The 14,728-nt window shown below is 70.1% G+C and carries 11 protein-coding genes; 3 read left to right on the plus strand and 8 right to left on the minus strand.

Translation table 11 applies throughout. The annotated features are described in order from the left end of the window. Positions 1-59: 59 nt before the first annotated feature. Positions 60-887: an ABC transporter ATP-binding protein gene (locus ABD366_RS30055; protein WP_324769216.1), complete on the minus strand. Its 828-nt coding sequence runs from the start codon at positions 885-887 to the stop codon at positions 60-62. 218 nt (positions 888-1,105) lie between these two features. Here ABD366_RS30055 and ABD366_RS30060 point away from each other — a divergent pair, with 218 nt between their 5' ends. Genes ABD366_RS30060 through ABD366_RS30070 form a run of 3 tightly spaced genes read left to right on the plus strand, consistent with a single transcriptional unit; the run spans position 1,106 to position 5,180 of the window. Beyond that, entirely contained in the window at positions 1,106-3,301 is a 2,196-nt protein-coding gene (locus tag ABD366_RS30060) for an MMPL family transporter (protein WP_324769215.1), read from the plus strand. 5 nt (positions 3,302-3,306) lie between these two features. Further along, positions 3,307-4,527 (plus strand): sensor histidine kinase, encoded by a 1,221-nt coding sequence (locus tag ABD366_RS30065; RefSeq protein ID WP_324769214.1) that lies wholly within the window; start codon positions 3,307-3,309, stop codon positions 4,525-4,527. After that, on the plus strand, positions 4,524-5,180 hold the full coding sequence (locus ABD366_RS30070; RefSeq protein ID WP_324769213.1) for a response regulator transcription factor: 657 nt from the start codon (positions 4,524-4,526) through the stop codon (positions 5,178-5,180). The genes ABD366_RS30065 and ABD366_RS30070 overlap by 4 nt, the downstream gene beginning before the upstream one ends. Before the next feature lie 23 nt (positions 5,181-5,203). Here ABD366_RS30070 and ABD366_RS30075 read toward each other — a convergent pair whose 3' ends face one another. The 7 genes from ABD366_RS30075 to ABD366_RS30105 form a co-directional block, all read right to left on the minus strand. Beyond that, complete coding sequence (locus tag ABD366_RS30075; RefSeq protein ID WP_324769211.1) at positions 5,204-5,854, minus strand: potassium-transporting ATPase subunit C; 651 nt, start codon at positions 5,852-5,854, stop codon at positions 5,204-5,206. 5 nt (positions 5,855-5,859) lie between these two features. Next, complete coding sequence (kdpB, locus tag ABD366_RS30080) at positions 5,860-8,007, minus strand: potassium-transporting ATPase subunit KdpB (RefSeq protein WP_324769209.1); 2,148 nt, start codon at positions 8,005-8,007, stop codon at positions 5,860-5,862. Next, a complete protein-coding gene (gene kdpA, locus ABD366_RS30085; protein WP_324769208.1) occupies positions 8,004-9,668 on the minus strand; it encodes a potassium-transporting ATPase subunit KdpA in 1,665 nt (554 codons plus the stop codon). The genes kdpB and kdpA overlap by 4 nt, the downstream gene beginning before the upstream one ends. A gap of 8 nt (positions 9,669-9,676) precedes the next feature. After that, complete coding sequence (gene kdpF, locus ABD366_RS30090) at positions 9,677-9,754, minus strand: K(+)-transporting ATPase subunit F (protein ID WP_411293710.1); 78 nt, start codon at positions 9,752-9,754, stop codon at positions 9,677-9,679. A 470-nt stretch (positions 9,755-10,224) separates the two neighbouring features. After that, positions 10,225-12,621, minus strand: a complete 2,397-nt coding sequence (locus tag ABD366_RS30095; protein WP_324769206.1) for an excinuclease ABC subunit UvrA — start codon at positions 12,619-12,621, stop codon at positions 10,225-10,227. Positions 12,622-12,710: 89 nt separating this feature from the next. Further along, positions 12,711-13,130 (minus strand): VOC family protein, encoded by a 420-nt coding sequence (locus ABD366_RS30100; protein ID WP_324769205.1) that lies wholly within the window; start codon positions 13,128-13,130, stop codon positions 12,711-12,713. Positions 13,131-13,203: 73 nt separating this feature from the next. Beyond that, entirely contained in the window at positions 13,204-14,724 is a 1,521-nt protein-coding gene (locus ABD366_RS30105; protein ID WP_324769204.1) for a cryptochrome/photolyase family protein, read from the minus strand. Between the last annotated feature and the right edge of the window lie 4 nt (positions 14,725-14,728).

Here is a 14,728-nt window from a genome sequence, read left to right on the forward strand (position 1 = left end):
CACCCGGCACGTACACACGTACACCCGGCACGCACCCGGAGGGGGCGCCGGGACCGGATCTACAGGCCGCCCGAGCGGGCCAGCCAGCGGCCGGCGTGCCGGGTGACCTCGATGGGGCGGCCGAAGCAGGCCGTCATGCGCTCGGCCGTCAGGACCTCCTCGACGGTGCCGCGGGCCAGGACCCGGCCCTCGCGCAGGAGCAGCGCGTGGCTGATCGCCGGAGAGAGCTCCTCCAGGTGGTGGGTGACGGTCACGGTCGCAAGCCCCGGCCGGTTGACGGCCAGCTGACGCATGGTGTCGATGAGGTCCTCGCGCGAGGGCAGGTCGAGCGCGTTGAACGGCTCGTCGAGCAGCAGCAGCGCCGGGTCCGCCATGAGGGCGCGGGCGATGAGGATGCGGGCGCGCTGGCCACCCGAGCAGACCCCGTACGGGCGGTCGGCGAGGTCCTTGATCTGGAGCTCGGCGAGCAGTTCGTGGGCGCGCTCGCGCACGTCACTGTCGTAGGACTTCCAGAGCGGCTGGACCGTGCCGGTGTGGCCGGTCAGGACGACGGTGTGGCCGGGGAGGTCCTGCGGGACGCGCTGGGAGGTGGAGACGTGGCCGATGTGGGCGCGCAGCTCACGCACGTCGACGCGGCCGAGCCGGTGACCGAGAACCTCGACGATGCCGGTGGTGGGGAACGTGGTGGCGCCGACGAGCCGCAGGATGCTCGTCTTGCCCGCACCGTTGGGTCCGAGCAGCGCCCAGTGCTCGCCGGAACGTACGGTCCAGTCGATGCCGTCGAGGATGACCTGGCCGGTGGTGAGGCGGCGCATGCTCGCGCCGTCGAGGGCGGCGACGACGCGCCCGCCCTGTGCGCTGCCGGCCTGCTCGTCCGTCCCGTTCATGGCGCCTCCCGCTGCGTGGCGTACCGCTTCGTCGCGTACCGGACGGAGAGTAGCTGTAGGCGGCATTTATCCGCGGCGGCGTCCGAGTCGTGGACGTGGCGTCCCGAAATCGTCCCGGGGGCCGCGTCGCGCCGGCCCGGGGTCCACCGACCGGTGGACCCCAGGTTCAACCGGCCGCTGCTGTCCCCGGCACCGACCCCGCGACCAGCATGGACGTCATGACCAACTACCCCGTGAGCATTGCTCGTTGGAGCGCAGGACACCCCTGGCGGGCCATCGCCGGCTGGTTCCTCTTCGTCGTTCTCTGCCTCGGCGCCGGGATCACCATCGGCGCGAACCCCGCCACGTCGGCGGATTTCGGCGTCGGCGAGGCCGGACGCGGTGAGGCGATCGCCCGGGACGGAGGGCTCGCGCAGCGGCCCGTCGAACGCGTTCTCATCGAGCACCGTGACGGCACCGCCCGACTGGCCCGCGCCGAGGGCGGCGCCGTCGCCGCGGACGTCGTGGACCGCATGCGCGAGCTGCCCGAGGTGCGGTCCGTGGCCGCGCCCGTGTGGTCGAAGGACGGCCGGGCGGTGCGCGTCGACATCACCATGAAGGGCGCCGAACTCGACGGCAAGAAGCACGTCGACCCGCTGCGCGCCCAGACCGCCGAGGTGCAGAAGACGCATCCCGAGCTGCGCGTCGAGGAGACCGGCGGCCCCTCGATCAGTCAGGGCACCGACAAGCTGCGCGGCAGTGATCTGTCCCGTACGGAGATGATCGCGCTGCCGATCACGCTGCTGACGCTGCTCTTCGTCTTCCGTTCCGTGGCGATGGCCACCGTGCCGCTGCTCCTCGCGCTCACCTCGATCATGTCCGCCGTGGGCCTGTCCATGCTGGCCTCGCACGTCTTTCCCGACGCGGGCGTCGGCACCAACATCATTCTGCTGATCGGCCTCGCCGTCGGCGTCGACTACACGCTTTTCTATCTGAAACGAGAGCGAGAGGAACGGGCGCTTGGCGAAGGGAAGTTGAGTCCGCAGGCGCTGGTCGAGCTGGCCGCCGCCACCTCCGGCCGGGCCGTGGTCCTCTCCGGGTTCGCCGTCGCCGTCTCCAGTGCGACGCTGTACCTCGCCGACGACGTGATCTTCTCCTCGATCGCCACCGCGGCGATCGTCGTGACGCTGGTGGCCGTGGTCAGCTCCCTCACCGTGCTGCCCGCGCTGCTCGTCAAGATCGGGGCGCGGGCCGAGCGCCGGGCGGCCCGCCGCGGGAAGCGCCCCGCCGCCGCGAAGCCCGTACGCCACAACGCCCTGCTGCGCCTCACCGCGCGCCGCCCCGCCGCTGTACTGACCGTCGCGGTCGTGGCGCTGCTCGCCCTGGCCGCTCCGGTGCTCGGCATGAAGCTGACCGACATGGGCCGCGAGACGCACTCGCGGCAGGTGCAGTCGATGCCCACGTTCGACCGGCTCAACGCGGCGTTCCCCGAGGTCAAGGCCGCGCACCAGGTCGTCGTACGCGCCGACGCGGACCGGTCGGACGAGGTACGGGGCGCGCTGCGCGAGCTGGCCGCGACCGCCACGAAGGACGATCCCGCGCTGGCCGGCACGTACACCCTGCGCACCTCCGCCGACCACCGCGTCAGCTCGCTCGAACTGCCGGTCCCGCACTACGTGAGCACCGAGCCCGCGCAGGGCTCCCTGGAGCGGCTGCGCGACCGCTATCTCCCGGACACGGTCGGCGAGTTGAGCGAGGCGGGCGGCACTGTGGAGTCCGCCGTGACCGGTGACGTGGCCCGGTACGCCGACTATCCCGCGCACCAGAAGCAGAAGCTGCCGCTGATCATCGGGGCGCTGCTGCTCGTGACGTTCGCGATGACCGTGTGGGCGTTCCGCTCGGTCGTGCTCGGCCTGGTCGGCATCGTGCTCAACCTGCTGTCGGCCGGGGCGTCCCTCGGCATTCTGACCCTGACGTTCCAGGGCAGCTGGGCCGAGTGGTTCCTGGACTTCGACTCGACCGGGACGATCGGCTCGCGTGTGCCGCTGTTCCTCTTCGTGATCCTGTTCGGCCTGTCGATGGACTACCAGGTGTTCGTGATCAGCCGGATCAGGGAGGCCGCGCTGCGCGGGGTGCCGACGCGCCAGGCCGTCCTCGACGGGGTGGCCAGTTCGGCGGGGGTGGTGACGAGCGCGGCGTTCGTGATGGTGACGGTGTTCGCGAGCTTCGTGTCGCTGCACTTCATCGAGATGAAGCAGATCGGTTTCAGCCTGGCGGTGGCGGTGCTGCTCGACGCCTTCGTGATCCGGGTTCTGATCCTGCCCGCGCTCATGTTGCTGCTCGGCAAGGCGAGTTGGTGGCCCTCGCGGGGTGTCGGCCGGGCGCGGCAGCGGGCCGGTTCGCCGACCGCCCCGAGCCTGACGAACGTAGGCTGATCACCATGGTCCCGAGCCGGCAGCCCGTCGTCGACACCCCGACACCGCCCGTGTCCGCCGTCCCTGTCGCGCACCGCTGGAACGCGGTGGTGTGGGTGCTGTTCGGCCTGCTGCCGCCCGCGATCGCGGTGTCGGACGCGGCGCCCGGGGTGAAGTTCACGACGTACGGACTGCTGGCCGTCCTCACCTTCTCCTACGCGGCCGTCGCGATGTTCCCCGGGAACCCGGTCCTTCGGCCGCCCGTGTACCTGACGGTCCTGGCCGTCGGGATCGGCGCCGTCGCGTACGTCATGGGTAGCGGCGCCGCCCTGTTCATCGTGTCGCTGCCGCACTTCTGGATCTACGCGTCCGGGCCCGCCGCCGCTCTCTCCTTCAGCGGCGGTGCGGCGGTGCTCACCGCGCTGGCGAGTGCCGCCGGACGCGACCCGGAGCCCCGAATCCCCACCGGGGACGCGGCGTTCATCGCCCTCGGGTATCTCGTAGGCGCCGGTGTGGGCCTTCTCGTGCACCGGATCAGCGAGCAGGGCGAGGAGCGCGCGCAGCGTCTGACCAATCAACTGGCAGACACACAAGCCGAGTTGGCGGAGGCCCACCGCCGGCAGGGCGCGGCGGACGAGCGGGAGCGGCTGGCCCGCGAGATCCACGACACGCTCGCGCAGGGGTTCGCCTCGATCATCGTGCTCGCGGAGGCCGCCCGCGCGGGCCTGACCTCCGAACCGGGGCGCGCCACACAGCAGTTGACGTCCATCGAACAGACGGCGCGGGAGAACCTCGCGGAGGCCCGCGCCCTCGTCGGCGCGACGCCCCCGCCGGGCGGCGCGGTCCAGGGTTCGGTCTCCACGACCCTGCGGCGCATCCTCGACCGGTTCGCCGAGGACACCGGTATCGCCGTGGACGCGGAGCTCGCGGACGCCGACTGCGATCAGCAGACCCGCATCGCGCTGCTGCGCTGCACCCAGGAGTCCCTCGCCAACGTCCGCAAGCACGCGGGGGCGTCCACCGTGATCGTGGTCCTCGCGCACGGCCCGTACGGCATCGATCTGGAGATCACCGACGACGGACGGGGCTTCGACGTCGGCGCGGCGCGCGGCTTCGGCCTCGACGGCATGCGCAAGCGGCTCGCGGAACTCGGCGGTGAGCTGACCGTCACCAGTTCGCTCGGCGACGGCACCCGGATCCTCGCCTCCCTGCCCACCTTCACCTCCGGCCACCAGGAGCTCGTATGACCGTCCAGGACCAGTCCCGGCTGCGGGTCGTCGTGGTCGACGACCACACGGTGATGCGCGCCGGAGTCGTCGCGCTGCTCGCGGTGGATCCCGGCATCGAGGTCGTCGGAGAGGCGGACGACGGCCGCGCGGGCGTGACGCTCGTCGAGGAACTCCGGCCCGACGTGGCCCTGTTGGACCTACGGATGCCCGTGCTCGACGGGGTGGCGGCGACGCAGCGGATCGTCGCGGGCCCGAGCGGCACCCGCGTGCTGATCCTGACGACGTACGACACGGACACCGAGATCGAGCGCGCGGTGGAGGCCGGCGCGATCGGCTACCTCCTCAAGGACACCTCGCGCGAGCAGCTGGTCGACGCGATCCGGTCGGCGGCGCGGGGCGAGACGGTGCTCGCCCCGCGTGTCGCGCAGAAGCTCGTCGCGAAGATGCGCCGCCCGGTCCAGGCGGCGCTCACCGCGCGTGAGGTGGATGTGCTGACGGCGGTGGCCGACGGCCTGTCCAACGCCGACATCGGCAGGCGCCTGGTGATCGGCGAGGCGACCGTGAAGACGCATCTGCTGCGGGTCTTCGCGAAGCTCGACGTCAGCGACCGGACGCGGGCGGTCGTGGTGGCGATGGAGCGCGGCCTGCTGGAGCGGCCCGGCCGGGTCTGAGGGCCCGGCCGGCCCGACCGCGCTCAGCTTTTGTCGGTCAACTGCCGCAGCGCGACGTTGAGTTCGAGGACGTTGACCCCCGGCTCCCCCATGAAGCCGAGGATCCGGCCGTCCGTGTGATCGTCGACGAGCTGGTGCACCCGCTCGACGGAGAGGTGGTTCTTCTCCGCGACACGGTGGATCTGAAGCTCGGCGTAGGCCGGGGAGATCTGCGGGTCGAGGCCTGAGGCGGAGGAGGTGACGGCGTCGGCGGGGATGTCCGCGGCCTTCACCTTGTACGTCGCCGTGGAGTTGTCCGCGACGACGGCGGCCCTGGCGTCCTTCACCTGCTCGACCAGCTCCTTGCTGGAGCCCGCGAGGTTGGTGGCCCCGGACAGGATCAGCTTGTACTGCGTGTTGACGCTGTTGGTGCCCAGGCCGTTGGACGGGCGCGGCTGGAACCAGTGCAGGTCCGGCTTGCCGTCCTTGGTGAGGTACGTCTGCCCGATGAGGGACGAACCGACGACCTTGCCCTCGGACCGGATCTCCGAGCCGTTGGCCCGGTCGCGGAAGAAGCCCTGGGCGACTCCGGTGACCGCGAGCGGGTAGAGCACGCCGCACACGACGGTGAGGAGGAGCAGAGCGCGCAGGCCCGCCCACAGCAACCGGCCGGTGTTTCCTACGGAGTTGTTCATGGCCGTCAACCGATTCCGGGGATGAGGGAGAGGAGCATGTCGATGATCTTGATGCCGATGAAGGGGGCGATCAGGCCGCCGATTCCGTAGATCCCGAGGTTGCGGCGGAGCATCCGGTCGGCGCTCACCGGCCGGTACCGGACCCCCTTCAGGGCCAGCGGGACCAGCGCGATGATGATCAGCGCGTTGAAGACGACGGCCGACAGGATCGCGGAGTCCGGGCTGGACAGGCGCATGATGTTGAGCTTGTCGAGGCCCGGGTAGACCGCCGCGAACAGCGCCGGGATGATCGCGAAGTACTTCGCCACGTCGTTGGCGATCGAGAAGGTCGTCAACGCGCCCCGGGTGATGAGGAGTTGCTTGCCGATCTCGACGATCTCGATGAGCTTGGTCGGGTTCGAGTCGAGGTCGACCATGTTGCCGGCCTCCTTCGCGGCCGACGTGCCGGTGTTCATCGCGACGCCGACGTCCGCCTGGGCCAGGGCCGGGGCGTCGTTGGTGCCGTCACCGGTCATCGCGACGAGCTTGCCGCCCGCCTGCTCCCGCTTGATGAGGGCCATCTTGTCCTCGGGCGTGGCCTCCGCGAGGAAGTCGTCGACGCCCGCTTCGTCCGCGATCGCCTTCGCCGTCAGCGGGTTGTCCCCCGTGATCATGACGGTCTTGATGCCCATGCGGCGCAGTTCGTCGAACCGCTCCCGCATCCCCTCCTTGACGACGTCCTTGAGATGGATGACGCCCAGCACGCGGGCCCCGGCCGTGTCCTCGACGGCCACGAGCAGCGGTGTGCCGCCGGCCTCGGAGATCCGGTCCGCCAGCACATCGGCGTCCCCGGCGACCCGCCCGCCCCGCTCCTCGACCCACGCGACGACCGAACCGGCCGCGCCCTTGCGGATGCTGCGCCCGTCGACGTCCACGCCCGACATCCGGGTCTGGGCGGTGAACCCGATCCAGTCGGCCCCGGCGAATCCGCTCCGGTCGAGCCCGGGCCGGCCGTACCTCTCCCCTTCGGCCAGGACCACGATCGAGCGGCCCTCGGGCGTCTCGTCGGACAGTGACGAAAGCTGTGCGGCGTCGGCGAGTTCGGCCCCGGTGACGCCCTCGACCGGGACGAACTCCGCGGCCTGCCGGTTGCCGAGGGTGATGGTGCCGGTCTTGTCGAGCAGCAGCGTGGACACGTCACCGGCGGCTTCGACGGCCCGCCCGGAGAGGGCCAGTACGTTGCGCTGCACGAGCCGGTCCATGCCCGCGATGCCGATGGCGGAGAGCAGCGCGCCGATGGTGGTCGGGATGAGGCAGACGAGCAGCGCGACCAGGACGACCAGGTTGAGGTCCTTGCCCGCGTAGTGCGCGAACGCCGGCAGCGTGGCGACGGCGAGGAGGAAGACGATGGTCAGGGACGCGAGCAGGATGTTGAGCGCGATCTCGTTCGGTGTCTTCTGCCGGGCCGCGCCCTCCACCAGGTTGATCATGCGGTCGATGAACGTCTCGCCGGGCTTCGTCGTGATCTTGATGACGACGCGGTCGGAGAGCACCTTCGTGCCGCCGGTGACGGCCGAGCGGTCGCCGCCGGACTCGCGGATGACCGGGGCCGACTCGCCCGTGATGGCGGACTCGTCGACGGAGGCCACACCCTCGGCGACGTCACCGTCTCCGGGGATGATGTCGCCGGCCTCGCAGACCACGAGGTCGCCGATCCTCAGCTCCGTACCCGGGACCTGTTCCTCGCGGCCGCCCACGAGCCTGCGCGCCACCGTGTCGGTCTTGGCCTTGCGCAGCGTGTCGGCCTGGGCCTTGCCGCGGCCCTCGGCGACGGCCTCCGCGAGGTTGGCGAAGATCACCGTCAGCCAGAGCCAGGCGCTGATGGTCCAGCCGAACCAGTCGGAGGGGTCGGTGAAGGAGAAGACCGTCGTCAGGACCGAGCCGACGAGCACCACGAACATGACGGGCGACTTGACCATCACCCGCGGGTCGAGCTTGCGGCAGGCGTCGGGCAGCGACCTGATCAGCTGCTTCGGGTCGAAGAGACCCGCCCCGACCTTGCCGTCCCCGGACCCACCGGGTGCGGAGCCGCTCGGCGCGGACTGGTGCGGCGCCCGGGCGGGTGCGGCTGTGGACATGGCGTCCTCGGACTTGTCGGTGTCGGTCACGTTCATGAGGCGAGTCCCTCGGCGAGCGGCCCCAGCGCGAGCGCCGGGAAGTAGGTGAGTCCGGCGACGATCAGGACCGTGCCGACCAGCAGACCGGTGAAGAGCGGTTTCTCGGTGCGCAGGGTGCCCGCGGTGGCCGGGACGGGCCGCTGCTCGGCCAGCGAACCGGCGAGCGCGAGCACGAACACCATCGGCAGGAAGCGGCCGAGCAGCATCGCGAGGCCGATCGTGGTGTTGAACCAGTTCGTGTCGGCGCTCAGCCCCGCGAAGGCGGAGCCGTTGTTGTTGGCGCCCGACGTGAACGCGTAGAGGATCTCGGAGAAGCCGTGCGCTCCCCCGTTGAGCATGGAGTCCTTCGGTGTCGGCAGGGCCATCGAGACGGCCGTGAAGACGAGGACGAGCGCCGGGGTGATCAGGATGTAGCAGGCGGCGAGCTTGATCTCGCGGGTGCCGATCTTCTTGCCGAGGTACTCGGGCGTGCGCCCGACCATGAGCCCGGCGATGAACACCGCGATGATCGCCATGATCAGCATGCCGTAGAGGCCGGAGCCGGTGCCGCCGGGCGCGATCTCGCCGAGCTGCATGCCCAGCATCGTCAGGCCGCCGCCGAGGCCGGTGAAGGAGGAGTGGAAGGAGTCGACCGCGCCGGTCGAGGTGAGGGTCGTGGCGACCGCGAAGATCGAGGAACCGCCGATGCCGAAGCGGTTCTCCTTGCCTTCCATGGCGCCGCCCGCGAGGTCGAACGCGGGGCCGTGGTGAGCGAACTCGGTCCACATCATGAGGCCGGTGAAGACGATCCAGATCGTCGCCATCGTGGCGAGGATCGCGTATCCCTGCCGGAGCGAGCCGACCATTTTGCCGAACGTGCGGGTCAGCGCGAACGGGATGACCAGGATCAGGAAGACCTCGAAGAGGTTGGTGAAGCCGTTCGGGTTCTCGAAGGGGTGGGCGGAGTTGGCGTTGAAGTAGCCGCCGCCGTTGGTGCCCAGCTCCTTGATGGCTTCCTGGGAGGCGACGGCGCCGCCGTTCCACTGCTGCGTACCGCCGCCGAACTGCCCGACCTCGTGAATGCCGGAGAAGTTCTGGATCGCGCCACAGGCGACCAGGACGAGCGCGCCGATGACCGCGATCGGGATCAGGATGCGGACGACGCCGCGCACCAGGTCCGCCCAGAAGTTGCCCAGTTCACCGGTGCGGGACCGGGCGAAACCGCGTACCAGAGCCACCGCCACGGCGATGCCGACGGCAGCCGAGACGAAGTTCTGCACCGCGAGGCCGCCGGTCTGTACGACGTGGCCCATGGCCTGCTCGCCGTAGTACGACTGCCAGTTGGTGTTGGCGACGAAGGACGCGGCCGTGTTGAACGCCTGGTCCGGGTCGATGGACCGGAAGCCGAGCGAGCCGGGCAGCGAGCCCTGGAGCCGTTGCAGCAGGTAGAGGAAGAGGACGCTCACGGCCGAGAAGGCGAGGACGCCGCGCAGATAGGCGGGCCAGCGCATCTGCGTGTTCGGGTCGGCGCCGATGCCCTTGTAGATCCACTTCTCCACCCGGAGGTGTTTCCCGGAGGAGTAGACCCGGGCCATGTGGTCGCCGAGGGGACGGTAGGCCAGCGCCAGCGCAGCGCACAGGGCGAGGAACTGGAGCGCTCCGGCAAGTACGGGGCTCATGTCGGCGCTCAGAACCTCTCCGGGTGGATGAGGGCGAGGACGAGATAGCCCAGCAGGGCGACGGCCACGACGAGGCCCACGCCCATCTCGATGTTCGAAACGGCTTCGGCGGTCACAGCTTGGTCACCCCCTTGGCGACAAGGGCCACCAGTGCGAAAACCGCGATCATGGTGACGACGAAGGCCAGGTCGGCCATCGTGAGCTCCCGGATGAGGTGCGAAAGGGACAGGGACGGACTCGAAGTGCCCGAACGTGTGAAGTGTTCGGACGCTTAGAGCAAACATCCGGTCGTGGCCGGATCCGATCCCCGTTGACGCCTCTCATACGGGGACGTATGTGCCCTTGACGCGTCTCTTACGGGGGTGGGGGCGCCGCTCTTACGGGGTGGGGCCGCGGCTCCTTACGGGGGCGGGGCCGCGGCGCCATACGGGGGCGGGGCTGCGGCTCCTTACGGGGGCGGGGGCTGCGGCGCCTCCCTGGGTGCGGGCCCCCGGTGATGCACGCAGAGCGGCCCGCCCCGGACAGGGGCGGGCCGCGCACACGGCTGTTCTTCCGGTCAGGCGCCGACGTACTCCGCCAGGTGCTCCCCGGTGAGGGTCTTGCGGTGGGCGACCAGTTCGGCCGGGGTGCCCTCGAAGACGACCTTGCCGCCGTCGTGGCCCGCGCCGGGGCCCAGGTCGATGATCCAGTCGGCGTGCGCCATGACGGCCTGGTGGTGCTCGACCACGATGACCGACTTGCCTGCGTCGACGAGGCGGTCGAGCAGGCCGAGCAGCTGATCGACATCGGCGAGGTGCAGTCCGGCGGTCGGCTCGTCGAGGACGTACACGCCGCCCTTCTCGCCCATGTGCGTCGCCAGCTTCAGGCGCTGCCGCTCGCCGCCGGAGAGCGTGGTGAGCGGCTGGCCGAGGGTGAGATAGCCGAGCCCCACGTCCTTCAGCCGCTCGAGGATCTTGTGCGCGGCGGGCGTCCGCGCGTCGCCCGCACCGAAGAACTCCTCGGCCTCGGCCACCGACATCGCGAGCACCTCGCTGATGTCGCGGCCGCCGAAGTGGTAGTCGAGGACGGAGGCGTCGAACCGCTTCCCGTCGCACTCCTCGCAGGTCGTCGCGACCCCGGCCATCATCGCCAGATCGGTGTAGACGACGCCGACGCCCTTGCAGGTGGGGCAGGCGCCCTCGGAGTTGGCGCTGAACAGTGCGGGCTTCACGCCGTTGGCCTTGGCGAACGCCTTGCGGACCGGTTCGAGCAGCCCGGTGTACGTCGCCGGGTTGCTGCGCCGCGAACCGCGGATCGCCCCTTGGTCGACGGAGACGACGCCCTCGCCGGCCGGGATCGAGCCGTGCACGAGCGAGCTCTTGCCGGACCCGGCGACGCCGGTCACCACGGTCAGCACGCCGAGCGGAACGTCGACGTCGACGTCCCTGAGGTTGTGCGTCGAGGCGCCGCGGATCTCCAGCGCGCCGGTGGGCTTGCGCACCTCGGTTGCGGCCTTCACGGCGGCCCGGTCGTCGAAGTGCCGTCCGGTGACGGTGTCGGCGGCCCGCAGCCCTTCCACGGTCCCCTCGAAACACACACTGCCGCCGCCCGCCCCGGCGCCGGGACCGAGGTCCACGACGTGATCGGCGATCGCGATCATCTCGGGCTTGTGCTCGACGACGAGCACGGTGTTGCCCTTGTCCCTGAGCCTCAGCAGCAGCTCGTTCATCCGCTGGATGTCATGGGGGTGCAGCCCGGTGGTCGGCTCGTCGAAGACGTACGTCGTGTCGGTGAGCGACGATCCGAGGTGGCGGATCATCTTGACGCGCTGCGCCTCACCGCCGGAGAGGGTCCCGGCCGGCCGGTCGAGCGAGAGGTAGCCGAGGCCGATCTCCACGAACGACTCCAGGGTCTGCTGCAACGATTCGAGCAGCGGGGCGACCGACGGCTCCTTCAGCCCGCGCACCCACGCGGCCAGATCCCGGATCTCCATCGCGCAGGCGTCGGCGATGCTGATCCGCTTGATCTTCGACGACCGGGCGCCTTCGTTGAGCCGCGTCCCCTTGCACTCGGGACAGACGCTGAAGGTGACGGCCCGCTCCACGAACGCCCGGATGTGCGGTTGCAGCGAGTCGACGTCCTTCGAAAGCATCGACTTCTGGATCTTCGGGATCAGACCTTCGTACGTCAGGTTGATGCCGTCGACCTTGATCTTGGTCGGTTCCTTGTGGAGCAGATCGTGCAGCTGCTTCTTGGTGAACCGGTTGATCGGCTTGTCCGGGTCGAAGAACCCGCAGCCGCTGAAGATCCGCCCGTACCAGCCGTCCATGCTGTAGCCGGGGATGGTGAGGGCGCCCTCGTTCAGCGACTTGGTGTCGTCGTACAGCGCGGTCAGGTCGATGTCGGTGACCGCGCCCCGGCCCTCGCAGCGCGGACACATGCCGCCGGTGATGCTGAAGCTGCGGCGCTCCTTCACGTCCTGCCCGCCGCGCTTGACGGTGACCGCACCGGCCCCGCTGATCGAGGCGACGTTGAAGGAGAACGCCTTGGGCGAACCGATGTGCGGCTTGCCGAGCCGGCTGAAGAGGATCCGCAGCATCGCGTTGGCGTCGGTCGCCGTACCGACCGTGGACCGCGGATCGGCGCCGAGCCGCTGCTGATCGACGGTGATCACGGTCGTCAGCCCGTCGAGCACATCGACCTCGGGCCGGGCGAGCGTCGGCATGAAACCCTGGACGAAGGCGCTGTACGTCTCGTTGATCAACCGCTGCGACTCGGCGGCGATCGTGTCGAACACCAGAGAGCTCTTGCCCGAGCCGGAGACACCCGTGAACACCGTGAGCCGCCGCTTGGGCAGCTCGACGCTCACGTCCTTGAGATTGTTCTCCCGCGCGCCGTACACCCGGATCAGGTCGTGGCTGTCGGCGACGTGCTGTTCCGGCTGCGGGACATCGGCATTTCTGGCACTGGTCATCAAGTCTCCATACGTCGGGCAACCGGCTGCGAGCAGCAGTATCTCCGGCGGGGCGAGCGGACGCGGGGGTTCAGTTCAGCTCGTTGCGGTCAGCTCGTCGCAGTCAGCTCGTTGAAGCGGATCAGATTGCCCGCGGGGTCCCGGAAAGCACAGTCGCGTACGCCGTACGGCTGCTTGATCGGCTCCTGCACGACCTCGGCCCCACTGGCGAGCACCCGCTCGAAGGTGGCGTCGAGGTCGGTGGTGGCGAGGGTGATCCGGGCGTAACTGCCGCCCGCCATCATCCCCTTGATGACGGGCCGCTCCTCGTCGGTGAGCCCGGGCTCCATGGCCGGCGGCTCCAGCACGATGGACGTCCCGGGCTGCCCGACGGGCCCGACGGTGAGCCAGCGCATCCCGTCGTACCCGACGTCGTTGCGCACCTCGAATCCGAGGGTGTCCCGGTAGAAGGCGAGCGAGGCCTCCGCGTCGGTGTGCGGGAGGAAGGTGAAATGAATGGTGAGGTCCATGCCCTTGACGCTATTTCGGGCCGGGCCACCGGGGCTTCTTCATTCCTGACCGGTTTCCGGGGGCCGGCCGCGCTCAGTCCCGGCGACCCCGCTCCTGCTCCAGCAGCTCGTCCAGATCGCGGAGGCGGTCGAGCCCTCGTACGGCCTGCGACATCCGTGCGTTGTGCTCGAACCGGTCGCGGTGGCGGTGCAGGAAGTTCCAGTACCCGGCGGTGAAGGGGCAGGCGTCCTCGCCGACCCGTACGGACGGCTTGAACCGGCAGGGCCCGCATAGGTCGCTCATGCGGTCGATGTACGCGCCTCCGGACGTGTACGGCTTGGTGGTCATGCGGCCCCCGTCCGCGTACTGCGACATGCCGACCACGTTCGGCACCATGACCCAGTCGTAGCCGTCCACGAAGCTGCGGTGGAACCAGTCGGTGACGGCGCGGGGCTCCCATCCGCGTTGCAGGGCGTAACTTCCCAGGATCATCAGGCGCGGAATGTGGTGCGTCCAGCCCGTCTCCCGGACCTGCTTCAGGGCGTGGGTCAGGCAGTTCGCGTCGGTCCCGTCCGGGGACAGCTCCGTGAACCAGTCGGGCAGCGGCGCGCGATGGCGCAGGGTGTTGCTCGTGCGGTACGTGGTGCCGAAGTACCAGTAGACGTGCCAGACGTACTCGCGCCAGCCCGCGATCTGCCGTACGAACCCTTCGGCACTGTTGAGCGGCACCTCGCCCGACCGCCATCGCGCCTCGGCCCGTTCGACGCATTCCGCCGGGTCGAGCAGGCCGAGGTTGAGCGACGAGGAGAGCAGGCTGTGACTCATCGTCATGTCCTCGGCGAGCACCGCGTCCTCGTACGCCCCGAAAGTGGCGAGCCGGTGCTCGACGAAGCGGCGCAGCGCGGCGAGTGCCTCACGCCGCGTCGCGGGAAATCCGCGCGGCCCGTCCTCGCCGACGAACTCGACGTCCCCGTCCCGCTCCCATCGGTCGAGATCGGCCCGCACCTCGTCGTCGATCTCGCTCTCCCGGGGGTGGTAGGGCGCCGGAACACCCAGGTCGGCGGCGTCCTTGGGCGGGGGCTCCCGGTTGTCGTGGTCGAGGTTCCAGCGGCCGCCGGCGGGCTGGTCCCCCTCCATCAGCAGGTCGTGCGTCTGCCGGACCCACCGGTAGAAGTCCTCCTGACGGAGGTGCTTCGTGCCGTGCCCGTCCGCCCAGACCTTGAACTCGTCATGCGTCACGAAAAAACCGCGCGCGGGCAGAACCCGTACGAAGGGCAGCGAGTCCACGAAGGCGCGGGCCGCGTGGGACGTCGGATGGTGCACGGTGACCGGGGCCCCCGGCTTGTCCCCCACGGCCTCGCGCAGCCCTTCGCGGTAGGTGTCCGCCTTCACGTACGTCACGCGGTCCCCGAGCTCGGCGGCCCGATGCCGCATCGCCGAGAGGATCAGATGAGCCTTGGCCCGATGAAACCGCCGCCGTCTGAAGACGCTGCGCGCCTCGATCATCAACAGCGGAGCATCCCGATGCGGACCGCCCCGCGCGGGGTCGACGAAGTGGGGGCCGAGCTGATCGCCGAAGAGCCAGTGGTGGGAGCCGGACTCTGCGGAGTGCATTGCG

It is taken from the genome of Streptomyces kunmingensis (assembly GCF_039533535.1).
In the GTDB taxonomy this organism is placed as follows: Bacteria; Actinomycetota; Actinomycetes; order Streptomycetales; family Streptomycetaceae; genus Streptomyces; species Streptomyces kunmingensis.